The following is a 25,660-nucleotide window of genomic DNA, read 5'->3' on the forward strand; positions in this document are numbered from 1 at the left end:
TTCTAACATCTAAACACAAGCCCATTACTATGGAAGCAGTAACGGAAAGTAAAGTAAACGTAAGACCGTTGGCTGACCGGGTGCTGGTTGAACCGGCTCCTGCTGAAGAAAAAACCGCATTTGGTATCATCATCCCCGATACGGCGAAAGAGAAGCCCCAGCGCGGTACCATCGTAGCCGTCGGTACGGGCAAGAAGGATGAGCCGCTGACGGTACAGGTCGGCGACACGGTTCTGTACGGCAAATACGCCGGTACGGAAATCACCGTGGAAGGCAGGGAATACCTCATCATGCGTGAGTCCGACATCTTCGCGATTGTCTGAACGGCTGCTTCGGCGGCCCGACCGTTTACTTCAATTCGTTCGTTAACCCATTAATTTCTTTACTAAAATGTCCAAGAAAATATTTTTTGACACCGAAGCCCGTGACAAGGTGAAACGGGGTGTCGACACCCTGGCCGACGCCGTGAAGGTTACCTTAGGTCCCAAAGGTCGGAACGTGATTCTCGATAAGAAATTCGGTTCTCCCGCGATCACCAAGGACGGTGTAACCGTAGCTAAAGAAATTGAGCTGAAGGACGCCATCGAAAACATGGGCGCCCAGCTGGTGAAAGAAGTTGCTTCCAAAACGGCCGACTCCGCCGGTGACGGTACGACTACCGCCACCGTTCTGGCCCAGTCAATCTACTCCATCGGTGTGAAGAACGTGGCCGCCGGTGCCAACCCGATGGATCTGAAACGCGGGATCGACAAAGCCGTTCTGGCCGTCGTAAAAGACCTGGCCGCCCAGTCCCGTCCCATCGAAACCTCCAAGGAAATCGCTCAGGTTGCGACCATCTCCGCCAACAGCGACGAAGAGATCGGTCAGATGATCGCCGACGCCATGGAGAAAGTCGGTAAGGAAGGCGTCATCACGGTGGAAGAAGCCCGCGGAACGGAAACGGAAGTGAAAACGGTGGAAGGGATGCAGTTCGACCGGGGTTACCTGTCGGCCTACTTCGTGACCAACACCGACAAGATGGAAGCCGAACTCGAGCGTCCGTTCATCCTGATCTCCGAGAAGAAAGTTTCTTCCATGAAGGAACTGCTGCCGGTGCTGGAGCAGGTGGCTCAGACGGGCCGTCCGCTGCTGATCATCGCCGAAGACGTCGACGGTGAAGCCCTGGCAACCCTCGTGGTGAACAAAATCCGTGGAGCGCTGAAAGTGGCCGCCGTGAAAGCTCCGGGCTTCGGTGACCGCCGGAAAGCCATGCTGGAAGACATCGCCATCCTGACGGGTGGTCAGGTGATCTCCGAAGACCGCGGTTTCAAACTGGAGAACGCCACCATCGAATACCTCGGCACGGCCGAAAAGATCATCGTCGACAAAGACAATACGACGATTGTCAATGGTTCCGGCGAGAAAAACGACATCCAGGGCCGTGTCAACCAGATCAAGGCTCAGATCGAAAACACGACTTCCGACTACGATCGTGAGAAACTGCAGGAACGTCTGGCTAAACTGTCGGGCGGGGTGGCCATTCTCTACATCGGTGCCGCTACCGAAGTCGAAATGAAAGAGAAGAAAGACCGCGTCGACGATGCCCTGCACGCGACCCGTGCGGCCGTTGAAGAGGGGATCGTAGCCGGCGGTGGGGTGGCCCTGATCCGCTCCATCAAAGCGCTCGATGCCGTCAACACGCTGAACGAAGACGAAAAAACCGGTGTCAACATCATCCGTGTCGCCCTTGAGTCGCCCCTGCGGACGATCGTGGCCAACGCCGGCGGTGAAGCTTCCGTGATCGTGAACAAAGTGAAGGAAGGCGATGCCGATTTCGGCTACAACGCCCGCGAAGATCGCTTCGAGAACATGATCAGTGCCGGTATCATCGACCCGACGAAAGTAACCCGTCTGGCGCTGGAAAACGCATCGTCGATCGCCGGCCTGCTGCTGACGACCGAGTGCGTCGTGGCCGACGAACCGGAAGAAGACAAAGCCGCTCCGGGTGGTCATCCCGGCGGCATGGGCGGCATGATGTAATCAGCCTACCCGATTCCGTACCGAAAACCCCGGCCGACGCCGGGGTTTTTGCATTTCGGGGAATCTGAGTAATAATTTCCACAGTAAAACCCCAAATTTTCTCCACAAAGCGACGATTCCGCAATCGAACTGGGGGCAAAATCGGGCCGATTTGGCCTCTTTTTCCCAGTAAATAACCGCTTCAATGCTTTGGCACGCTATTTTCTCAATCGTTAACCGTAGAACGTTATGTTTAACTAAATATAGGAAACGTCATGGGAAATCTTCTGTACACCATTGCGGTGATTCTGATCATCCTCTGGTTAGTCGGTTTGGTAGGCTTCAATAGTTTTGGGCTGGGTAACATCATCCACGTATTGCTGGTAATCGCAGTCATTGCTATCATCCTTCGTCTGATCCGCGGTGACCGACCGGTATAGGGGATGAATAAAGAATATTAAAAACCTCCGGACGCACTCCGGAGGTTTTTTTATGCCCGCCGGTTAAACCATGCCCCTCCCGCGCCGGTCCAACCCGCATTGGACAACCAACCGGATATTACGTCATGAAAAAAGCACTTTTTGCGATAGTTACGGCCGCCCTCCTGATCGGGGGCTGCACCTCCCAGCGACCCACCACCAGCGACCGCTACGACCGGCGCGACGACTACGAGTACGGACGGAATGACCGCTACGACCGCGACCGGGACCGCGACGACTACGAAATGCGGGAGACCGGCCTCGAACGACGGCTCCAGCGCTGGGAGAACGAACTGGACCTGAGCAACCGCCAGAAACGCCAGATCCGCGACATCCAGGAACGCTACGAACAACGGGGCCTGACCCGCGAAGAACGGAACGACCGGTATGCCTACCGGAAAATCCAGCAGCAGAAACGGCAGGAACTGCTCTCGGTGCTGACCCCCGCCCAGCGCGACCGGCTCAGCCAGCTCGAACAGCGCAACCGCGGCTACAACGACCGCCGGGGTTAATCCACACCAGAAAGGCGCCGTTCGGCGCCTTTTTCTTTTTCCGGGAATTCGATACCTTCCCCACTTCAACCGGTTCCCGTCATGACCTCCTTCCGAACCTTCCTCTGCCTGCTCCTTCTCACCGGCTTCCTGCCCCACTCTCCTGGTTTCCCAACGCCCCCTCACCGCAAAACCACCGTGGCCATCCGGGGCGAACAGTTTTTCATCAATGGCCGGCCGACCTTCCGGGGCCGGAACCGGAACGGAAACCGGATCGAAGGGCTGCTGCCGAACGCCCGCATGGTGCAGGGCATCTTCGACGACCGGAACTCCGACACCCGTGCCAGATGGGCTTACCCCGATACCCGGACCTAGGACCCCGACCGGAACACGCGCGAGTTCGTCGAGGCCATGCCGGTCTGGAACCGGCACGGCCTCTTGGCGGTTACGCTGAACCTCCAGGGCGGCAGCCCGGAGGGGTATTCCCAAAGCCAGCCCTGGATCAACTCGGCCTTCAACCCCGACGGAACCTGGCACCCGGCCTATTTCAACCGCCTAAGGAAAATTCTCGATAAAGCCGACGAACTGGGCATGGTGGTGATTCTCGGTCTGTTCTATTTCGGACAGGATCAATTTCTAAAGGACGAAGCCGCCGTGGTCCGGGCGGTGGACGGTACGGCGGAGTGGCTGTTGAACGAGGGATACCGCCACGTGCTGATCGAAATCAACAACGAGTGCGACATCCGCTACGACCACCCGATTCTGCAACCCGCCCGGGTCCACGAACTGATCCGGCGGGTGAAGGATAAGAAACGAAAGGGCGGCCGGCTGCTGGTCGGCACCAGTTTCAGCGGGGGCAAACTGCCGACGGAAAAGGTGGTTCGCGAATCGGATTTTCTGCTCCTTCACGGCAACGGGGTGTCGGACCCCGCCCGCATCGGGGAGATGGTCCGGCAAAGCCGCGCCCTCCCCGGCTACCGGCCGATGCCGATTGTTTTCAACGAAGACGATCACTTCGACTTCGACCAACCCGTCAACAATTTTCGGGCGGCCACGGCGGCCTATGCTTCCTGGGGCTTTTTCGATTACCGGATGAAGAATGAAGGCTTTGACGAGGGTTACCAGTCGGTGCCGGTCAACTGGCAGATCAGCTCGGCCCGCAAAAAGGGCTTTTTCGACACCCTGAAGGAAATCACCGGCGGTCTGCCCTGACCGGCGCCCTTCAGTGTTTCGTCAGGTATTCCTGGGGTGACTTGCCGAATTCCTTTTTGAAGCACCGGCTGAAGTAGGCCGGATCGTTGAAGCCCACCTTCCAGGCCACTTCCGAGACGTTGTATTGCCGGCTTTCGAGCAGTTGAAGGGCGCATTTCAGCCGTACCTGCCGGATAAATTCCGTCCCCGACAGATTCACCAGACTTTTCAGCTTCCGGTAAAACTGCATCCGGCTCATGTTCATGGCGTCTTCGAGCTGCTCGGCATCGAAATGCGGGTCGTCGAGGTGGGCTTCGATGATCTGGATGGTTTTTTTGATGAACTGCTCCTCCTTCGGCGGCAGGCTGAGGGCTTCGGAACCGGTCAGCAGCCTCTTGCCGAATTTCTCCCGCAGCGCCTGCCGGTTCAGGATCAGCCCCTTCACCCTGGCTTCGAGGAGGGACAGATTGAACGGCTTCGTCACGTAGTCGTCGATGCCGGTATCGAACGCATTGAGCTGGCTCTGGCTGCTCGACCGCGACGTCAGCAGCAGGAAGGGAATATGGCTGGTTTTTTCGTCGGCCTTCAGCGTGCGGCACAGTTCGGCGCCGTCCATCTCGGGCATCAGCCAGTCGGAGATGACCAGATCCGGAACGTGTTTGCGCGCCTGCACCTGGGCCTGCCGACCGTCGGAAGCCGTCAGGACGTGGTAAGTGGAGGAAAACTGTTCCTTCAGGTAGTTCCGGAGTTCCTCGTTGTCCTCGACGATCAACAGCAGCGGCAGGGATTTGGCCGGATGCACCGCCAGCCGCTCCTCGACGATCACCGGCAGCAGGGGCGGGCCGTTTTCGGCGACGGGTTCGGCGGCAAACGAAAGCCATTCTTCCGGGAAGGCCTGCTCGTCCAGAGGCAGCGTGACCTGAAAGGTGGTTCCGGCCTTTTCGGTGCTTTCCACCTCGATCCGGCCCCGGTGCAGTTCGACCAGCTCGCGGGTCAGGGCCAGTCCGATGCCGCTGCCCGATTTCTTCTGGGTGTCGTGCCCGTTCACCTGGTAGAACCGTTCGAAAATGTGGCTCAGGTTTTCCGGCGAAATGCCGACGCCGGTGTCCTGAACGGTGATCGTCAGCGTATTGGCGGAGGGCGCGGCCGTTACCAGCAGCGTGACCCGGACCTCGCCCCCCTCCGGTGTGAACTTCAGGGCATTGGACAGCAGGTTGTACAGAATCTTCTCGACAATATCGGGGTCGAAGAACCCATCGAAGGCGTCATAGTTACTCTTGAACTGCAGCGCCACGCGTTTCTTTTCGGCCAGTTCCTCGAAATACCGGACGATCCTTTCCACAAACGGCACCACGTCGTTGCGCGATATATCCGGAATCAGGCTCCGGCTTTCGAGCTTCGACAGGTCGAGGAGCTGGTTGACGAGCCGGAGCAGCCGCTGGCCGTTGCGCTGGATGGTCAGGAGCTGGCGCTGGATGTGTTCCTCGAAACTGCGTTCGGCCACCAGTTTTTCGAGGGGCGTCAGGATCAGGGTCAGGGGCGTCCGGAACTCATGGGAGATGTTCGTGAAGAAGCTGGTTTTGGCGTCGTCCAGCGCCTTGATATTCTCGGCTTCGATCTGCTTGATGCGGATGTCGGCTTTCAGCCGTTCGCGAATCAGGATCACTCGGCGCAGGGCGTACAGCAGGCCCAGAAAGACCATCCCGTAGAGCGAATAGGCCCACCACGTCCGGTACCAGGGAGGCAGAACCTCGATGACCACTGAAACCGGGCGGCTCCAGTCGCTGTTGCCGACGGCGGATTTGACCAGAAACGTATACGTTCCTTCCCGCAGGTTGGTATAGGTGGCCGACCGCTGCCGGCCCACGTAGTTCCAGTCCGGCTCGAACCCGTCCAGCTTGAAGGCATACCGGATGTTGCGGTTATAGAGGTAGGAAATCCCGGTAAACTCCAGCGTAAATACCGACTGGCTGGCCCTGAACACCAGTTTGCGGGCATCGGTCATGTCGACGCGGGAGGGGGCATCCTCGTCGGAGGGGTTGACCGGCCGGTTGAACAGCTTCAGGTCCGACAGGTAGACCCGGGGTGGGGCGGCTTTCTGCCGTACCCGTTCCGGCCGGAACACCACCAGCCCCTGCATGTTGCCGAAGGCCAGTTCACCGTTGGGCAGGTCCGTGGACGCCCGGGGTAGAAACTCCCGGCCCACCAGCCCGTCGCTGGGGTAGTAATTCTCGACCGAGCCCGTCCGCGGGTCGTACCAGGAAATCCCGCCGTTGGACGACAGCCAGAGGTTTTGCCGCCGGTCCTCGCGGATGCCGGAAATGAAGTTGTTCGACAAGCCGTTCTTGGTGGTGATGCGGACGAAAGCATCCGTCCGCCGGTCGTACCGGTTCAGGCCGGCGCCGTTCGTGCCGATCCAGAGCCGCCGGAGGCCGTCCTCATACAGACAGGTGATGCTGTTGCCGCCGAGGCTGCCCCGTCGCCCGTCGGCGGAATAATACCGGACCGCTCCCGACCGGCGGTTCCAGCGCAGCAGGCCCGAGTTGTAGGTGCCGATCCAGAGGTTGCCGGACGCGTCTTCCAGAAATTCGTTGAAATCGAAGCGTTCGTGTGCTTTCCGCAGGGGGCTGATGTCGACGGCTTCGACCCGGTGGGTTTTCTCATCGAACAGGTAAAGTTCCTTTTCGTGCGTACAGACCCACACCCGGCCGTCGCGGGCGCGGGCGAACCCTTTGACGGACTTGCTGATGCCCAGGTTGGTAAACGGATAAAACCGTTGCCGGGCCGCATCGTAAAAAACGAAGCCGCTCGTCCAGGCGCTGATGAGGAGGTTGCCGGCCGGGGTGGAAAACAGGGCGCTGATGTCGTCGGAGCCGAGCGGGCTGTTGCGGGTCGTGAAGTGTTCGAACCGTTTGCGGTCGGCGGAGAGATGGGTCAGTCCCTTGTTCGAGCCGACCCAGAGGTCACCGTGGCGGTCGTGGGCCACGGCCGTCACCTTGGCGGTCAGAAGGCTCTGCGGGTTGCGGGGCTGGTGGCCGATCGATACGAACTTCTCCGACTCGGCCCGCAGGATGTTGACGCCCCCCTGCCAGGTGCCGATCCAGAGATTTCCTTCCGAGTCACGCAGTGCTTTTTTGAGGGCGTGGGTGCTGAGGCTCTTCTCGTTGTCGATGTCCGGCAGGTTCAGTTCGGGGGTGCGGATCTCCCCTTTCGGATACAGCAGTGCCCCGAAGTCGGTGATGACCCAGAGGTTTCCGGGCCGGTCCTCCACCACGTCGGTGATGATGTTCATCGTTTCGTAAACGCCCGGCCGGTAGAACACGCGGGAAAAGGTCCCCCCGGCGGGTTCGAACCGGAACAGGCCCTGGCCGGACGTCCCGACCCAGAACCGGCCGAAGCGGTCTTCCTGCAGAATGCTGATGCCCCGGTGCTGCTCGACGACATCTTTCTGAAACGGAATGGCATAGACGGTCAGCCGGTGGTCCCGAAAGGCAAGGGCCAGCAGTTTACCGCTTCCCGTACCGATCCAGAGCCGCCCGGCGGTATCCCGGTAAAGCGCCATGACGGACGGCCCGATTTCGGCCCGGTTCACCGGGTGGACCTGCCGCCTGACGTAATCATAATAGAACAACCCGTCCTCCGAGGTGCCGAACCACAGTTTGCCGTCGGCTTCGGCAAAACAGGAAATACTGATCTGAGCGATGTTGCGGCCACCGGCCGCTACCCGGAAATGCTCGAAGGTTTCTCCGTCCTCCCGCAGCCGGCAAAGGCCGCCCTTTCGCGGCCCGGCCCAGATGGCGCCGTTCCGGTCCGCAAAAACGGTGGCGATGTCGTTGCCGGAGAGCGTCCGGGGCTGGTCGGGCTGCTGCCGGAAGACCTTGAACGAATAGCCGTCGTAGCGGTTCAGACCGTCGGCGGTCGCCATCCAGATAAAGCCCTTTTTATCCTGTACCAGCTCCCAGACCGTACTCTGTGACAGCCCGTCCGACGGGGTCAGGTGCTCGAAGGAAACCTGCGCCCGAACGGAGAGGCAGGCGGTGAGCAGGACGGCAACCAGGATCGATACCGATTTGAGCATACGAAGTGCGCGTCTGACGGCAGGGTACCTATGACAGAATAGGACAAAATTTCCTTTTCAAGTTACCATTTTTATCCTGCTAAAAACAACCATTTATCCCTCATTAAATTATGAATCGATTTTACCCTTACCGGAGATTTTCTCTTGTGGTAACGATCATTTTGCTGACGATCAGCAGTGTTTTCGCCCAGACCCGAACGGTTCGGGGCCGGGTGATCGACGAAAAGACCAACACGCCCCTGCCGGGCGCGAACGTCATGATTGCCGGCACCACGCAGGGAACCACGGCCGACGCCAACGGTAATTTCACCCTTTCCGTGCCGACGACCGCCCGCCAGCTGGTGGTATCGTTTGTGGGTTACGTCCGCCGGGAAATCGCCCTCACCAACGCCGGGGAGTATGCGATCTCGCTGGCTTCGGACGAAAAGACGCTCCAGGACGTGGTGGTGATCGGTTACGGGTCGCGGGAACGTAAGGACGTGACCGGGGCCATCTCGAACATCAAGGCCGATGAAATTGCCAAAAGCGTCAACGTGGCGCCCGAACTGGCCCTGCAGGGCCGTCTGACCGGCGTCCAGGTCACGCAGAACAGCGGAAACCCCAACTCCCGCCCGACGGTGCGCATCCGGGGTGTCGGGACGTTCGGGAACGCCGAGCCGCTCTACGTCATCGACGGGATTCCCCTTCAGGAATACGGGAACGGCACGGAGTCCGGCCTGGTGGGCGACATCCGGGGGAACGTCAACATCCTGACCATGCTCAACCCCGGCGACATCGAGTCCGTGTCGGTACTGAAGGATGCCGCAGCTTCGGCGGTTTACGGGGTTCGGGCGGCCCACGGCGTCATTCTGATCACGACCAAGCGCGGCCGGGCCGGCAAACCCCGGGTGGAGGTGAACGCCTTCCGGGGCGTGCAGAACCTGCCGAAGACCTACGATATGCTGAACGTACAGCAGCTGACGGCGCTGACGCAGGAAGCCTACAAGAACAACCCGAACGAGGCTAAAAACCTGCCCGCCGAATTCGACCCCTCCAAGCCGCAGTACCTCGGCGGCCGCCCCACGGTGGACTGGCAGACGCCGGGAATCAACAAAAACGCGGTCCTGGAAGACTACAGCGTCCGGGTGTCGGGCGGCAGTGAAAATACCAACTATTACGTTTCCGGCGGCTTCTCACGCACCGAGGGCGTCACCGTGCAGAACAACCTGAAGCGGTACAGCCTGGCCGCCAGCGTCAACAGCACCATTTCGAAGTATCTGTCGACCGGCGTCAATTACCGGGTCGGGCTGGTGCAGGCGCTCGACAACTTCCGTACCGACCTCGGCTACCTGGCCGGCACCACCCCCTGGCAGCCGATCTACGACCCCAACGGCCCCTACGGGTTCGCCCCGGCCTACCGGGTGACGTTCAAGCAGAACCCCAAGTTCGTGCCGACCGATCTGACCTCCGGGGCCGCCTATGACATCGACCAGCAGGCGCCACTCTGGGGGCCGGAAACCAACGCCAACCCCTACGCCTGGCAGCAGATCGGCCGCACCGACTACACGCTGGTGAACAACATCGGCTCGGCCTTCGTCCAGCTCGAACCCCTGCCGGGCCTGCGGTTCAAGGGAACGCTGGGAGTCAACTGGTTCTATAACCGCCGGAACGAATTCCACCACTTCGACGAATACCTGTTTTCGCAGACGCCCGGCAACCCCTACGCGGGTAACGACGGCACCTCCAAAGGCAGCTACGGCGAGCGCCATGCCCGCAACCTGAACCTGGTGAAGGAATTCAGCGTCAACTTCGTCCGGGCGTTCGGCGATCACCGGCTCGACCTGCTGGTCAACGCCAGCGAACAGCGCAACACCTACGAATTCATCAGCGGCAGCACCGGCCAGCTCACCTCGGCCGAACCGGATTTCCGCACCCAGATCGGGGGTCCGATCCAGTACGTCAGTGCCGGAACCATCAAGGACCGCGAAGCCCTGATCGGCTATCTCGGGCGGGTCAGTTACAACTACGCCGGGCGGTATTACATCGACGCCACCCTGCGCCGGGACGGCAGCTCGAAGTTTGCCCCGGGCTACAAATGGGGCACTTTCCCGGGGGTGGCCGTGGCCTGGCGGGTCAGCGGGGAGAAGTTCATGCAGAGCGTGGCGGTGATCAACGACCTGAAGCTGCGGGCCGGCTGGGGGCGGCTGGGTAACGATAAAACGCGGGCTTTCGCCTACCTGTCGTCCGTATCCACCTCGCCCGACTACGCCTTCGGTTCCGGCAACGGCAACGGGGTCGGCAGCGTCCGCTTCGGGGCCAGCCTGCCCGACTTTCCGAACGTGAACCTGTCGTGGGAAACCGCCGAATCCTTCAACGTCGGGGTGGACGCCACCCTGCTTCGGTCCATCACGATTACCATGGAATACTACAACAAGCTGACGAAGGGCATCCTGCAGTCGACGGCCATTCCGTCGAGCGTGGGGAACCAGAATGACCCGATCATCAACATCGCTTCGGTGCGGAACAGCGGGGTCGAACTGGCGCTCGGTTACAACAAGCAGTTCGGGGCGGTGGGCTTCAATGCGTCGGCCAACCTGACGACCGTGAAGAACAATGTGGTGAGCGTCTTCAAAGACCAGCCGTTCGGCGGGGAGGGCGGCCGCATCGAAGTGGGCTACCCCCTCTCCTACCTCTGGGGATACAAGGTCGGGGGCGTGTTCCAGACCCAGGCCGAAATCGACCAGTGGAAAGGCAAATACAAGGACGAGAACAACAACAATAACTTCGCCCCCGGCGACATGTATTTCCAGGACGTATACGGTAACCCGAAAGAAGCCGGCGAACGCATCAACGCCAGCCCGGACAACATCGTGAACTCCAACGACCGAACGTTCATCGGCAAAACCATCCCGGGCTACTTCTACGGCCTGAACCTCGGCGCCAACTGGAAGGGCTTCGACCTCTCGGTCTTCTTCCAGGGCATCGGCGACGTGCAGAAATACAACTCGGCCCGCGCGGGCGGGGAGAGCATGGCCGGCCCCGGCAACAACTACTGGACCTCGACGCTCAACCGCTGGACCGGCCCCGGCACCTCGACCACCATGCCGCGAGCCGTCCGGAGCGACCCGGCCCAGAACAACCGCTTCTCGGACCGCTTCGTGGAAGACGCCGGTTTTGCGCGCCTGAAGAACCTCCAGATCGGCTACACGCTGCCGAAATCGTTCGCGCGGAGACTGGGCGGTCTGGAAAACGGCCGCATCTACCTCAGCGGCACCAACCTGCTGACGCTGACGAACTGGACCGGCCTCGACCCCGAAAACGACGCCATTCCGCCCGCCCGTTCGCTTGTTGCCGGTATCAATCTATCCTTCTGATTCACCCGTATGAAAAGCCTTAAATCCCTCACCGCATCGGTCACCATCGCCCTGCTCGGAGTGTCGTATGCCTGCAACGAAAAGAGCATCGACCTCCAGCCGCTGAGCGTCACGGAAGCCGCCTACTTCAAGGAAGAGATCGATTTCGAACGCTCGATTCTGGCCGTCTATGCCAAGCTGACGGACTTCTATTATTTCAATGCCAACAACCCGATTCACGGCGTATGGCAGCTCCCGGGCGACGACATCACGACCACCGGCACCGAGGCCTTTGAAATTTTCGGAACCCTGCAGCCGGCCAACGGGAAGCTGAACTATTACTACAAAACGTCGTATCAGCTCATCAACCGGGCCAACACCAGCCTTCAGAAAATCGCGGAGGTGGGGCCGGGCGTGTACAAAACGGCCAATCTGAAGAACTACCACCAGGGCGAAGCCCTGTTTCTGCGGGGATTGATGTATTTCAACCTGGCGAACTTCTTCGGCACCGCCCCGCTCATCACCGAGCGCATCCAGAGCACGGAGCAGATTACGCAGCCCAACTCGAAGGAAGGCGACCTCCTCGACCAGGCCATCAAGGACTTCACCGAAGCCGCCGGGCTGCTGCCCCCGAAATGGGAAGACGCCAACCGGGGCCGGGCCACGGCCAACTCGGCCAACGGGATGCTCGGCAAGGCCCTGGTGTTCCGGGCGACGATCAAAAACCAGGCGGCAGACTACACGGCGGCCATCGCGGCCTTCAACAAGATCACGGGGGCGTCGCTGGTGCCGGATTTCGGCCAGAACTTCGACGTCGCCACCGAGAACAACGCCGAATCGCTGTTCGAGTTTCAGGCCACCCAGCCCGGTTTCGACAACGTCTGGCTTTCGAACGACTTCAACAACGACGTCGGCTCGACCTCGGCCTACTGGGGCTGGTACGAAAACCACTACAGCCTGTTCGGGGCCGCGCCCTATCTGGCGACCAAAAAACTCCAGGCGGCTTTCGACCCGAAGGACCCCCGGTATAAACTGACGATGGACTCGACGCGGGCGGTGAAGAAATACGTGCTGAAAGACCAGAAAACCCAGTCGGGCGTGGGGTCGCTCAACAACGCCCGGATTCTGCGCTATGCCGACGTGCTGCTGCTGAAGGCCGAGGCCGTTCTGCAATCGGGCGGATCGACGGCCGAGGCCGTCGGGCTGATCAACCAGGTCCGGAGCCGGGCCCGGAAGATGGTGGCAAACGGAACCGTCCCGGCCGATTACGCTACCTCGGAAACCGACAAAAACCGGATCTTCAACTGGATCATGAACGAACGGTTTCTGGAACTGGCCGGGGAGGAAGGCCACCGCTGGTTCGACCTGCGCCGGTGGCACATCGGCGGCAAGATCAACCTGACCGGTTTCAATTTCAGCTCCGACCGCAACGACGTGTCGATCTCGGTTCCGAAAAACCTCTATTACCCCATTCCGAACAACGAAATCGACCTGAACCCGAACATCCGGCAGAACGCCGGCTATTGAGATGACGCCTGGCCCCCGGTGGTGAGCCGGGGGCCAAATCCCTCCCGAACGCCCCGATTTGCAATATTTATCCAAGTTTTTGCACAAATCGTCCAACTGGTTCCGTCGCCTTCCGGCTACCTTAGCCCCTGCCAACCGACCATGTTTTTGACCCGAATCATCCGGAAGTATCGTCACAAGATGCAGGATCAGGTCAGCCCGGGCCGTTACGACCGGACCTACCTTTTCGAGATTTTGCTGCTGCTGCTTCTGGTTCTCATGGTCATTTTCGGTATCGGCTGGATGTAAGGTCACCCAAACCGACGAAATCATGATAGGCAGTCCTGTCAAAAACGGAAGTTTCCTGCAAATCGACGAATCCGGCAAAACCCCGAAATTTCTACAGATCGTCAACGGCGTCATCTCCGGTATCGAAACCGGCGTTTTCAAACCCGGTGACCGCCTTCCGTCCATCAACGAAACCAGCGCCGAATATTACCTGGCCCGGGCCACCGTCGAGAAAGCCTACGGCAGCCTGCTGAAAAGCGGCCACATCACTTCCCTCTACCGGAAAGGATTTTTCGTCGCCGACGGCAAAGCCCTCAAACGGGTGCTGTTTCTGGTCGGGCGGATCAACGACAGCAGCCATGTCCTCTTCAATGCCCTGAGCGACGCACTGGGCCGGAACTACCGGATCGATATGTTCGCCTACGAATACCGGAAGGAATTCTTCTGCGATATTCTGGATAACCAGGCCGGGAAATACCATTACTACGTCGTGATGCCCCACCACCTGGGTGAGTCCGACGACCTTCGTAACACCCTGCGGAAAATCCCGAACGAGCGGCTTTTTCTGCTGGAGGAAGGGCCCTCGCCGATTTCCCGGAACTGCTCCTCGGTGGGCTACGGCTGCGGACGGCAGTTCCGGGACCTGCTGGAACAGAATGCGGGCCTCTTCGGAAAATACCGGAAACTGAACTTCGTCACCACCGACCGGGAATACATTCCCGCCGACTGGTACAGCGCCTTCCTCAACTTCACGAACGCCTTCGGCCCGGAAGGGCGCATTCTGGACGGTATGGACGAAGCCCCCCTCGAACCGGGCAACGCCTACCTCCTGTTCGACGACGAGGACCTGGTCGAGACCATCCGGACCCTCGACCGCCGGGGGCTGAAGCCGGGCCGGGACATCGGACTGCTTTCCTTCAACGACGCCGGTTACAAGGCCCTGCTGGCAGGCGGCATTTCCGTGATCCGGACGGACTTCTCCGCCCTCGCCCGGCAACTGAGCGACCTCATCGCGTCGGGCAAACGCCGGCACGTCCGCATCCCGCTCCAGTTCATTCACCGCCCCTCCCTCTGACCTTTCGTTATCCCCATTTCGGTTGTCATCCCTATGCTTATATACAACCAAATGCATTTATCAAGCCCAGTCTTTCTTCGCTACGATGCTTTTGTCATTCCGACGCAGGGGGACCCTCCTGCTGGTCCGAATCCGTCATTTCGGAGCCGCAAAAGTCCCTTATGGCGCTTTCCCCAACCGTCAGTGGGCCGCTTGCGCATTCGGGCAGACTCTCCGGACCGCCCCCGGCTGAACCACCACCCCCCGGCCCCCTCCTTAGCAAGGAGGGGGGGCTTCGCAGAACCTGAAAATGGCGGAGCACTCCCCCTCCTTTCTAAGGAGGGGGCCGGGGGGTGGTCCTGACGAGACAAGGAGTTTTCCCTATAAACCTCCGGGTCCAGGATCCCTCGTTCCTCGGGATGACAAAAGCAATGTGATGACAAAAGCGTCGGAAGGATAAAACCAGCAACTCCCCACAACTCCCGAACCCCTCAACCCCAAACTCCTGACATGAAGCGCCTACTCCTCCTTGCCTGTATCGGTTCCATCTCCTGGATGCTGGGGAGCGAGCCGACCGGCGGCCGGCTCTTCCGGCGGCTGCCGTCGTCCCGGACCGGAATCGGGTTCAGCAACCGGATTCAGGAGTCCGACACGTTCAATATCCTGCGGTTCGAATACCTGTATAACGGCGGGGGCGTCGGTATCGGGGATTTCAATAACGACGGCCGGCAGGACGTCTACTTTTCAGGCAATCAGGTGTCGGGGCGGCTGTATCTGAACCGGGGCGGGATGCAGTTCGAGGACGTCACCGAACCGGCAGGCCTGAAAACCGACGTCTGGTGTACCGGGGTGACCGTGGTTGACCTCAATCAGGACGGCTTTCAGGATCTATACGTCAGCGTGGCCGGTTTCGGCTCCGACACTTCCCGGCGGGCCAACCGCCTGTTCATCAACGAAACCCGTACTCCGGGCGCGCCGGTCCGGTTCCGGGAAATGGCGCGGGAATACGGGCTGGACGATCAGGGATACAGCACCCAGACCGCCTTTTTCGATTACGATCACGACGGCGACCTCGACGCCTACGTCCTGACCAACGCCCTCGACCGCCAGAACCGCAACGCCCTCCGGCCCAAACGGCTGAACGGCGAAGCGCCCTCCACCGACCGGCTCTACCGCAACGACGGCCCCCGGGACCATCCCCGCTTCACCGACGTTTCGCGTCAGGCCGGGATCACCATCGAGGGTTACGGCCTGGGGCTGGCCATCAGCGACCTGAACGGCGACGGCTGGGAGGACGTCTATTGCGCCAATGATTTCCTGTCGAACGACCTCGTCTGGATCAATAACCGGAACGGCACTTTCACCAACCGGGCGGCCGACTACCTCCGCCACCAGACTCACAACGGCATGGGTGTCGACATCGCCGACGTCAACAACGACCGCCTGCCCGACATCATGGTGGTGGACATGCTCCCCCACACCAACGAACGGCAGAAAATGATGCTGCCGGGCTATAATTACGACCGTTTCCGGATGGACCTCCAGATGGGCTACCAGCCGCAATACATGCGAAACACGCTTCAGTTAAACCGGGGAGCCGGACCGGACGAACCGGTCGGCGGGCACCGCCCGGCGCGGTTCTCGGAGATCGGCCAACTGGCCGGGGTCGACAAAACCGACTGGAGCTGGGCGCCCCTGTTCGCCGACTTCGACAACGACGGCTTTCGTGACCTGCTGATCACCAACGGCTACCGCCGGGACGTCACCAACCTCGACTTCACGGCCTATCTGGCCGACCTCGGTGCGGGCGGTTTCGGCGATACGCAGGAAAAACAACTGAAAGCCGCCCGCCGGCTCCGGGAACTGCCGGAGGTAAAGCTGACGAATTTCTGCTTCCGCAACCGGGGCGACCTGACGTTCGAGGACGTTTCCGCCCGCTGGGGCTTCGATGCGCCCGGGTATTCTAACGGGGCCGCCTATGCCGACCTCGACAACGACGGCGACCTCGATATCCTCATCAACCGGATCGACGACGAAGCCCTGGTCTACGAAAACACGCTGAATGAAACCGGTACCGGAAAGCCGGAAGAAAAAGCCGCCTGCAACCACTGGCTTCGGGTGGCCCTCGACCGGAAGCCTGCCCAGGGCACGAAGGTACTGGTCTATACCGGCCGGGAGGTGCAATCGGCAGAATTGAACCCGACGCGGGGGTATGTTTCCTCGGTGGAGCCGGTTCTCCATTTCGGATTAGGAAAGACCGCGCTGGTGGATTCGGTGGAGATTGACTGGAATACCGGCCAAAGGCAGGTGCTGCGCCGGGTGCCGGCCGATCAGCTTTTGACCGTTGCCTTCCGCCCGGAAGGTTTCTCCCGGCCCGAATCCTCCAGTGCCCTGACGGCTTTTCAGGAACTGGACCCGGTAGAAACCGGGCTGGCCTATACGCATGTCGAAAGCGAATTCAACGACTTTGCCCGCACGCCCCTCCTCCCCCACAAGCATTCGCAGAACGGGCCTTCCCTGGCCGTGGGAGACGCCGACGGCAACGGGCTGGAGGACCTGTACGTCGGGGCCGATTTCGGTCGGCCGGGGGTTTTGTTCCTCCAGCAGCCTGACGGTCGGTTTACCCGGAAAGAAATTCCGAAAAACGCGGATCAGGAAGATACCGGGGCGCTGTTCCTCGACACCGACCGGGACGGAGATGCCGACCTGTACGTGGTCAGTGGCGGAAGCCATGCCGACGGCCTTTCACCGGCTTACCGGGACCGGCTGTACCGCAACGACGGCCGGGGAAATTTCCGGCCGGACGAAACCGCCCTCCCCCGCATCGGGATCAGCGGCTCGTGCGTGGTTGCGGCCGATTTCGACCGCGACGGCGACCTCGATCTGTTTCGGGGCAGCCGCCTGGAACCGGGGCGCTACCCCATGCCGGTATCGAGCCTGCTGCTGCGGAACGACGGCGGGCATTTCACCGACGTAACCGCCCAACTGGCCCCCGGCCTTCAAAAAATCGGCCTGGTCACCTCCGCCGTCTGGACCGATACCGACCGGGACGGCTGGCCCGACCTCGCCCTCACCGGCGAATGGATGCCCCTCATAATCCTCAAAAACGCAAAAGGCCAACAATTCAATCATTCAGCAATTCAATCATTCAACCATTCTCCCGGCCCCGGCTGGTGGAACACCCTGATCGCCTGCGACTTCGACCACGACGGCGACGCGGACCTGATGGCCGGCAACCGGGGGCTGAACACCCGCTACCGGCCCACGCCCGAACGGCCCATCGAGGTGTATGCCGCCGACTTCGACAATAACGGCCGGCTGGACCCGATCCTGACCCATTACAACGGAGCCCGGAAATTCCTGACCCCGGCCCGCGACCTGCTGATGTTCCAGATTCCGTCCATGAAGCGACGGTTCCCGGATTTCGCGTCCTACGCCAAAGCCGGTTTTGCGGAGTCATTCACGGCGGAGGAAATCCGGTCGGCCTACCATACGAGCGCCACCGAGTTCCGGAGTATGTACTTTGAAAATGCCGGCAGCGGCCGGTTCAACGCCCGGCCGCTGCCGATGGAAGCCCAGTTCTCGACGGTGCAGGGCATTCTGGTGCGGGATTTCAACCAGGACGGCCACCCGGACGCCCTGCTCACCGGAAATTCCTATGCGACGGAAACCATCGGGGGCTGGCCCGATGCTTCGTGCGGCACGCTGCTGCTGGGCGACGGCCGGGGCGGGTTCCGGCCCGAACCGAATTCCGGCCTTCACGCCGACCGCGACGCCAAAGGCTCCGTCCTTCTGCACAGGAAGCACGGTTCTGCGCTGCTGGTGGTCGCCAACACCGGCGGGCCGCTGGAAACCTACCGGATCACGCCCAGATACCGTCCCATCCAGTAGGGAAGCAGCCAGATGTCGCCCGCGCTGTGTTCGGAGGTTCCGTTGCCGCCCTTGCGGTCGAGGCTGAACATGTTGGCGTTGTGCCGCTGGACCGGCCGCTCGTCGGGGGGCAGCACTTCCCGGGTGGTTTGTCGACGGAAATTGGGTTCGATCATCTCGATGTCTTTCCGGTGGCTGTTCATGATCGACCAGTCGATGAGGTCGAGGGGATGTTCCTTCAGGTACCAGACAGCTTCGTTCAGGTCGAAATTTCGGGTGCCGGTCAGGGCGGTGAAAATGTTCCAGGCCCCCTCCTTCTCCGGCCGCTCGGCTTCCCAGTGGTCGATAATGGCCTGCCGGTATTTCGCTTTCAGGGTATCGTTGAGGGCATAGCGGTACAGGCCCCAGTAGCCCACGAAATACATTTCGTCGTCGGAGTGATTCCAGCCGTCGGAGAGCATTTTGCTGTGGTCGTCAGCCTGGTCCGGCGCCCGTCCGATTTCCTTCATAGGCGTCATCAGGTTGTCCAGATACCCGTGTTTCTGCATCAGTTCGAGGGCCTTCTGCCGATATTTTTCCTTGCGGGTAAAGTGGTAGGCGGTTTGCAGCATCCCGATGATGTTGGACGAGTTCAGCTTCCGGTCGCCGACGGTTTTCGGGAACGAGTTGACGTAGGTCGGATTCCATTTGCCCCAGAGTGTCGGCTTACCGTCGTAGTCGATGAGATACAGGTCGTTGCGAACGATGTGGCTCATCAGGGTGTCGATGAGCATCACGGCCTGTTTCTTCAGCCGGGCGTCGTCGATCAGTTCGGCAATGGCCCCGAAGGCGAAGATGTGGCCGATGGCCTCATCGCTGGAGGTGGTGGCCTTCCAGTCCCAGTCCGGGTGTTTGGCGTGCTGCCAGCGCTCCGGGTCCGACAGTTCGGCGATGTGGCCGCTACGCTCGAACGAACGGGCCGGGAAACCGGGCACGGGGTTGATGGTATACAGGCGCTCCATGGCATCGAGCGACTCACGACAGTTCTGCAGGGCCTCAGGCTCTTTCGTCACCGCATACCGGAACACCTCGGCCGCCAGATACATGGACGTCCAGAGTCCGTCGTTGTCCGAATCGGCCAGAAAACCGGTGCCGAGATTTCCTTTCTCCATGCCGCTCAGCGATGCGTTGAAGCCGTTGCGGATGTGCCGCGAACGCACCTGCTCCTCATAAAACCGGGCCTTGTCCAGCAGCGTCATGGTTTTAAAACAGATTTCGCCCAAACCGGCTTTGGTCAGCACCAGCACCGAGCCCCGGCGACCCCGTGCCAGACCGACCACCTCGTTGGAAGGCAGCCAGCGTTCGCCGTTGAAATAGTCGAAGCCGCCGTCCGGCCTCCGGGCGAAAGCCCCCTGCGGGGAGCCGAACCAGAGCCGCCCGTCGACCTCCGCCACCGCCGTAATCTCGGTGGAGGGCAGTTTTTTCCGGACGGTACCGACCGGTTTTCGGTTCACCGCGTCGAACTCGATATATCCGTCCCGTGTGCCGACGATCACCTTCCGGCCCTGTTCAGCCAGGTCGAACGCCATGAAATCGGCCCCGTCGAACACCTTCGTCAACTGGTTGCCGGAGAGGGAGAACGTCGACAGGGAGCGCCGGCCCAGCACCCAGAACCGGTCGGTGCCCTCCTGCGCCCGGAGGGCGATCACCTCGTCGGCCGGGAGGCTGCCCTTCCAGAGCGTTTTCGAATCCCGGACTAGATGCAGGGCGCTTCCGTCGGAAATCAGGGTGCTGAAATCCCGGCCGCAGGCCATCCATTTCGCGTTAGGCAACTCATGACGGAAATACGGCTGCCCCGCCCAGGCATTGCTCAGGACGGCCTGCCGGTCAAGGTAAACCAGCTGCTGATCGTGGGTAGCCACGGCCCGCAGGTCCTTGTCCTTCATGAACCGGTAGCGGTTGTCGGGAACGACCATGCCGGGGTGCAGGAACTGGCCGCCCGTGGGATGAAAAAGTTCGCCGTCGGAACTCAGCAGGCTGATAACCCCGTTGCGGTCGCAGGCCAGCCCGGACAGGCTGACGTTGGGTTGATTCAGGTAGTATTTGACGCTGTAGTCCTGTACAAAGGGTTTGTCCTGATATACCGCCTGGGCGGAAAGCAGGTGGGTTTGGGCCAGCAGGACGACGGCCGTCATCCAACGATAACAGGTAGTAGCTATTCGCATGGTTCGTTCAGGTAAGTACGGAAAAACCGGTAGTTATTTGATTTGCCGCCGGCGTTCCATCAGTTCGCGCCAGGTGGTCAGGATGATGCCTTCGGACTGGAGGAAGGCTTTCAGGTCGGGGTCCATCATGGAGAGCATGTCGGCCAGCCGCGAGCCGCCCGACCCGCTGACGTACTGGAAGGTATCGTTCCGGTCGTTGCTGTGGACGATGAGCATGGCGACGCCCGGCTGCATTTTCCGGAGGGTCTCCTTGAATTTCTCCGTTTTGTATTTCCCCCAGGCTTCGAAGTTGTTGTCGGCATTCCGTGGTTTCCAGGAGCCGCTCATGGTGTGCAGGTCGTCGAGAACCGGCAGGCCGGCGTTCCAGATCTTTTCCCCGATGGCTTTCGTCTGCTTCAGGGGTTCCGGCACCGGAAGTTCCATGCCGTCCCGCCATTTGCCCTCGGCCTTCAGTTTGTCGATGACCGGCTGCACTTCGCATTCGATCAGCAGTTTGTTGTTGCCGCCGGGAAACATCACCGGAATGCCGTACTCGATCCCGACCTTGATGTATCGTTCCAGAAAAGCCGGGGTGGCAAACAGCGTCCCCATGTGCGAATCGAGGTGCGTGGGTTTGAGGCCCATCTTTATGGCCCGGTCCACCTGCGCCCGGATTTCGGTTTCGATTTCGTCGGGGCTGCCGTGTTTCACCACCTCCTCGACCGAGCGCCAGAGCGCCCCCTCGTTGTCGGTCAGGGTGGGAACCTGTTTGATGCCGGCCAGGGGAGCCCAGCGGTAGTCTCTCCATTCGGAGGTGAGCGTCAGGTGAATACCGGCGTCGACCGTCGGGTTTTTCAGGACGTAGTTGACGAAGCTGGCCGCCCAGGCGCAGGGCATCATGATGCTGGTGGAGGTTGCCACGCCCTGCTCGATGGATTTGATGGTACCCTGGTTGGCGGAGTAGAACATGCCGGCGTCGTCGACGTGGAAAATCACCACCTTCGCTCCTTTCGGCCAGCCCAGTTTCTCCGCATACGTCTGCTGCCCCCAGGCCGCCCCATTCACAAAACACACGAAAGCAATCAAACACAAAACTCTCATAACCAACAAGTTTTAAAGATTACAACCATTCATTCGAAACGACGAACCATCATTCAATCATTCAATTATTCAATCATTCCCATATACCTCCCCAGCCAGTAGGGGAACAGCCAGAAGACCGGTTCGCGCTCGATGTCGGGGTTGCCGTTGACGGCCGCCCAGGGGTTTTTGTCCCAGCGGACCACGGTGCGGATGCTGGCCGGCGGCAGTTCGCTGGTCTGCCATTCGTCCAGCACCGGCGAGCGCACGATCCGGATGTCCTCGCGTTTCGTGTGGTCGACGGTCCAGTTGATCAGGTCCAGGGGCGTGTCGACCAGAAATTCGATGGACGAGGCCAGTTCCACCTTTTTACCCGTCGCATAGCCGTACAGAAAATTGATCTGAGGGTTCCGGTCGCCCTTCCGGCGCTCCATCCAGTCGTCCATGTGTTTGATATAGCGTTTCCTGAGCGTCAGATCCTCTTCACAGCGAATCAGGATCGGATACACGTAGGATTGCAGCATGACGTCGAAGTAGATGAACCAGGCCGGGTTCTGCTCCGGAATGCGGTCCATGTTTTCCAGGTAATGTTCCTTTTCGATCAGCCGAAGGTATTCTTTCTGGTATTTTTCCTGACACGTCATGTAATACCCCAGCTTCAGGAAAGCCAGCAGTTCCATCGAGTTCTGGCTCCGGTCGGGCGCCCATTCGGGGTCGCGGTTGAGCCGGCCGGGCGACCAGACCGCCCAGCGCGTCGGTTTGCCGTCGATGTCCACCAGGTTGTAATCGTGCTTCATCAGGTAATCCAGAATCCGTGCGACGTGCTGCCGGATCACGGTCTTCTCCGCTTCGTCGGCCACCAGTTCATAGTAGAAATAATAGCCAAACATATGGCCGCATAATTCGTCGCTGCTCGTATCCCCCTTCCAGAGCCACTTCCCGTCCGCCGACTTGCGCCAGCGCACCTCCACCGGCTTGAAGCGGGGTTCCTTCACCAGCTCGTCGGCCAGTTCCCGGGTCGTGTAGGTCCGGTTGGCATCGTCGACGGTCTTCCAGTCGGCGGGTACGATGGTGCGGGCAAAAAAGCCGTCCGTTCCGGTCACTTCCTGGAGCAGTTTCAGAAACCGGAAGGCCTTGGCGGCCTTCTCCTTCGCATCCGGGCTCTTCGTGACGGCATAGCGGAGGGCTTCCATGGCGAGGTAGTTGCCGGTGTATTCCCCGTCGTTGTCGTCGTCGTCCGGTTCCCAGGTCGACAGGTCGCCCGGCGTCCGCAGGCGGCACTGGCCGGCAATCCAGGGCGTGCGGATGTGCCGTTTCATCAGCACATCGTAGAAATAATCCTGCTTCCGGGCCAGCGTCATCGGCCGTCGGCGGATGGCGCTCACTCCCTGGGGGGTGGCGATCCAAGCCGTTCCGTCGCGGTCGAAGGCGATGTCGTTTACCTGGTCGTCGAGCAGCCACCGCCGGCTGAACCGCAGCGAACGGCTGCCGTCGGGCCGAAACCGCACCACGCCCCCTTTGGTTCCGACCCACATGGTGCTGTCGGGCGCGCGTTCGACCGTGGTCACCTCGGCCGAGGGAAGGCCGTCTTTCGGTCTTAAAAACCGGACCGTCTTTCCTTCCTTCAGGATGGAAACGCCCCCGAGGGCACCCGCCCAGAGGTTACCTTCCGTGTCGAAAGCCACCCCTTTTACGTAGGCGCTCGGCAATTCGGTGGGGGCCACGATCCGGCGGGTCACGGCCTTTCCAATCTCATACAGGCCGACGTCCGACGCGATCCAGAAACTCCCCTTCGGCCCGGCCACGGCGGCCCGGACGGAACGGGCCAGGGTATCGGTTTTTTTCTGCCAGCCTCCGGGTCCGAGCAGCCAGAGGCCATGCGGTCCGAGGGCATACAGACCTTCCGGCGCCGGAGCCAGCACGGCGATGGGCGATGGCGGCCCGGTTTGCGGAACGACCGTGTTTCCTTCGGCGCGGTAAATCCCGTTCCAGGCACTCATCCAGACGGTTCCCCGGCGGTCGGTGGTTACGGAGAAGGCCGGGCCGCGGTCGGCTTCCGGCAGCACGGGAAGGAAGGCGGTTTCACCGGTTTTTTTTCGGTAGACGCCCGCTTCCGTAGCGATCCAGACCTGGCCGGCCCCGTCCACCGTGATGCTCCGTACCCCGACCGGCTTTCCATCCGGAAAAACCGGATACGGCTCATGATACTCCTGCAGAAAGTCCCTGTCCTTCCAGACGGTGCCGGCTTCCGGCCGGTCGTTCCGCGGCAGCGACTTGAAAAACAGAAACAGGATACCGAGGAGCAGCGTCAGTTTGAAAAGGCCGGAAAGGGTCATCGGTGCGTTCGGTCAGGGGCTGATACGCCCACAATACTCCCCGGTTCCCCGACCGGACTATCGGCAGCGGTAATTTTTCGTGAACGGCAGGCGGAAAGTTTAACACACCGGTAATAGTCCATTTGGCATCTTTGCCGGTATTAGATAGTGACTAACCGTATCCCTATGCGAACCGGACTTTTCCGTGATATAATTTATTGGTTTCTTCTCGTACCGGCCCTGCTGCCCGCCTACGCGCAGGAACACAAGTCCTATCCGCCCTCGGTCTATCCAGACCGCCTGGTGCTGGGGTACCAGGGCAACCCGGCCACCTCGCAATCCGTCAACTGGCGCACCGACTCCACCGTCACCGGGGCCGTCGGGGCCGTCGCTGAAGCCGACCCCTCGCCCGACTTCGTCAAAAAGGCGGCCACGGTTCCGGCCCAGACGCAGCGGGTGGTGCTGGACGGCCGGACGGTGCTGTACCATACGGTTCAGTTCAGCAACCTGAAACCCAATACCCAGTATGCCTACCGGGTCGGCGACGGCACCCACTGGACGGAGTGGTTCCATTTCACGACGGCCCAGGACAGCCCGGCTCCCTTCTCGTTCATCTATTTCGGCGATGCCCAGAACGACATCCGTTCCCTCTGGTCGCGGGCCATCCGGGGTGCCTATTCCAACCTGCCGAAAGCCAAGCTGATGATCCATGCCGGCGACCTGATCAACACCTCGAATACCGACTGGCAGTGGGCCGAATGGTTCGAAGCGGGCGGCTGGATCAACGGCATGATTCCGACCCTGGCCGCACCCGGCAACCACGAATACTTCAAACCGGAAAACGGCCCGCGCCGGGTGTCGATGCACTGGCGGCCGTCGTTCGTGCTGCCGGAAAACGGCCCCGAGAGGCTGAAGGAGACGGCTTATTATCTGGATTATCAGGGCGTGCGGTTCGTGGCGCTCGACTCCCAGGGAGCCCTGCTCGACTCGACGCTGCTGAAAACCCAGGCCGACTGGCTCGACCGGACCCTGGCCGACAATCCGAACCGCTGGACGGTGGTGGTGCATCACCATCCGATTTACTCCACGGCCAAAGGGCGCGACAATAAGGAATGGCGGGCGGCCATGGAGCCGCTTTACAAAAAGCACAAAGTCGACCTGGTGCTCCAGGGACACGATCACACGTATGCGCGCGGACTTAATATGCCGCTCGGAAAAAGCCGGAAATACCCCGACGGGCCGGTGTATGTGGTGTCGGTCAGCGGGCCGAAGATGTATGACCTCGGCCTCCAGGACTGGATGGACCGGGCGGCTTCCAATACCCAGCTGTACCAGATCATCTCCATCGACGGGAACCGGCTCTCCTACCAGTCGTTCACGGTGACGGGCGAACGCTACGACGCCTTCGAACTGACGAAGGACGGCCGGGGGCGGAATGTGCTGGCGGACACCTCTCCGGCCCTGGCACCCGAACGGCTCGACCTGCCGGCCGAGTACCGGAACCGGTATAAGGAGGCCGATCTGGAGGAATACAACCGGCGCTTCCGGGAGTACAAGGCCCGCAAGCAGGGAAAGTAAGCCGGACCGAAAAACATACTGCGCAAATTGAAGGTATATTTACGCAATTTGCGACGAAAGTTTACGGGAAATGATGTTACTTTAACTTTATAATCTTCGACCTGCGGAGAATTGGGAGACCGGGCGTGGCGGCAGGAGCGGAATTACCTTCAATAGCGGAAATCATCGGGCAATAGAACGGGAGTACAGGAATCAATACCGGAACAGGGTATACGCG

Annotated in this window: 16 protein-coding genes; 12 read left to right on the top strand and 4 right to left on the bottom strand. The window is 60.5% G+C overall.

All coding sequences use genetic code 11. The features are described from left to right. Positions 1-29: 29 nt before the first annotated feature. From DX909_RS10440 to DX909_RS10460, 6 genes are all read left to right on the top strand, one after another. A complete protein-coding gene (locus DX909_RS10440) occupies positions 30-323 on the top strand; it encodes a co-chaperone GroES (RefSeq protein WP_128545116.1) in 294 nt (97 codons plus the stop codon). Between the two features lie 67 nt (positions 324-390). Further along, positions 391-2,019 carry a chaperonin GroEL gene (gene groL, locus DX909_RS10445; protein ID WP_128545117.1) on the top strand — a complete coding sequence of 543 codons (1,629 nt, stop codon included), beginning with the start codon at positions 391-393 and terminating at the stop codon, positions 2,017-2,019. A gap of 254 nt (positions 2,020-2,273) precedes the next feature. Then, a complete protein-coding gene (locus DX909_RS10450) occupies positions 2,274-2,438 on the top strand; it encodes a lmo0937 family membrane protein (RefSeq protein ID WP_128545118.1) in 165 nt (54 codons plus the stop codon). Between the two features lie 125 nt (positions 2,439-2,563). Next, complete coding sequence (locus DX909_RS10455; protein WP_128545119.1) at positions 2,564-2,989, top strand: hypothetical protein; 426 nt, start codon at positions 2,564-2,566, stop codon at positions 2,987-2,989. An 81-nt stretch (positions 2,990-3,070) separates the two neighbouring features. Next, positions 3,071-3,343 carry a hypothetical protein gene (locus DX909_RS30040; protein ID WP_310589841.1) on the top strand — a complete coding sequence of 91 codons (273 nt, stop codon included), beginning with the start codon at positions 3,071-3,073 and terminating at the stop codon, positions 3,341-3,343. 36 nt (positions 3,344-3,379) lie between these two features. Beyond that, positions 3,380-4,180, top strand: a complete 801-nt coding sequence (locus tag DX909_RS10460; protein ID WP_310589842.1) for a hypothetical protein — start codon at positions 3,380-3,382, stop codon at positions 4,178-4,180. 10 nt (positions 4,181-4,190) lie between these two features. Here the strand turns inward: DX909_RS10460 and DX909_RS10465 are convergent, their stop codons facing one another. Continuing rightward, positions 4,191-8,237 carry a hybrid sensor histidine kinase/response regulator transcription factor gene (locus DX909_RS10465; protein WP_128545120.1) on the bottom strand — a complete coding sequence of 1,349 codons (4,047 nt, stop codon included), beginning with the start codon at positions 8,235-8,237 and terminating at the stop codon, positions 4,191-4,193. A 146-nt stretch (positions 8,238-8,383) separates the two neighbouring features. On the opposite strand from DX909_RS10465, the gene DX909_RS10470 reads away from it, so the two are divergent. From DX909_RS10470 to DX909_RS10485, 5 genes are all read left to right on the top strand, one after another. Continuing rightward, a complete protein-coding gene (locus tag DX909_RS10470; protein WP_164851252.1) occupies positions 8,384-11,590 on the top strand; it encodes a SusC/RagA family TonB-linked outer membrane protein in 3,207 nt (1,068 codons plus the stop codon). A 9-nt stretch (positions 11,591-11,599) separates the two neighbouring features. Continuing rightward, positions 11,600-13,096: a RagB/SusD family nutrient uptake outer membrane protein gene (locus DX909_RS10475; RefSeq protein ID WP_128545122.1), complete on the top strand. Its 1,497-nt coding sequence runs from the start codon at positions 11,600-11,602 to the stop codon at positions 13,094-13,096. Between the two features lie 141 nt (positions 13,097-13,237). Continuing rightward, positions 13,238-13,384 carry a hypothetical protein gene (locus tag DX909_RS29525; protein WP_164851253.1) on the top strand — a complete coding sequence of 49 codons (147 nt, stop codon included), beginning with the start codon at positions 13,238-13,240 and terminating at the stop codon, positions 13,382-13,384. Between the two features lie 22 nt (positions 13,385-13,406). Next, complete coding sequence (locus DX909_RS10480; RefSeq protein WP_128545123.1) at positions 13,407-14,438, top strand: GntR family transcriptional regulator; 1,032 nt, start codon at positions 13,407-13,409, stop codon at positions 14,436-14,438. A gap of 489 nt (positions 14,439-14,927) precedes the next feature. Next, complete coding sequence (locus DX909_RS10485) at positions 14,928-18,308, top strand: VCBS repeat-containing protein (protein ID WP_128545124.1); 3,381 nt, start codon at positions 14,928-14,930, stop codon at positions 18,306-18,308. On the opposite strand, the gene DX909_RS10490 is transcribed toward DX909_RS10485, so the two are convergent. The 3 genes from DX909_RS10490 to DX909_RS10500 form a co-directional block, all read right to left on the bottom strand. Further along, positions 18,272-20,461, bottom strand: a complete 2,190-nt coding sequence (locus DX909_RS10490) for an ATP-binding protein (RefSeq protein ID WP_128545362.1) — start codon at positions 20,459-20,461, stop codon at positions 18,272-18,274. The genes DX909_RS10485 and DX909_RS10490 overlap by 37 nt on opposite strands. Positions 20,462-20,524: 63 nt before the next feature. Further along, positions 20,525-21,571 carry a polysaccharide deacetylase family protein gene (locus DX909_RS10495; protein WP_128545125.1) on the bottom strand — a complete coding sequence of 349 codons (1,047 nt, stop codon included), beginning with the start codon at positions 21,569-21,571 and terminating at the stop codon, positions 20,525-20,527. A gap of 65 nt (positions 21,572-21,636) precedes the next feature. Next, entirely contained in the window at positions 21,637-23,886 is a 2,250-nt protein-coding gene (locus tag DX909_RS10500; RefSeq protein WP_128545126.1) for a ligand-binding sensor domain-containing protein, read from the bottom strand. Between the two features lie 165 nt (positions 23,887-24,051). Here DX909_RS10500 and DX909_RS10505 point away from each other — a divergent pair, with 165 nt between their 5' ends. Then, positions 24,052-25,443, top strand: a complete 1,392-nt coding sequence (locus tag DX909_RS10505; RefSeq protein WP_128545127.1) for a purple acid phosphatase family protein — start codon at positions 24,052-24,054, stop codon at positions 25,441-25,443. The last annotated feature ends 217 nt before the right edge of the window (positions 25,444-25,660 follow it).

The organism is Larkinella soli (assembly GCF_003703975.1).
GTDB classification, from domain to species: Bacteria; Bacteroidota; Bacteroidia; order Cytophagales; family Spirosomataceae; genus Larkinella; species Larkinella soli.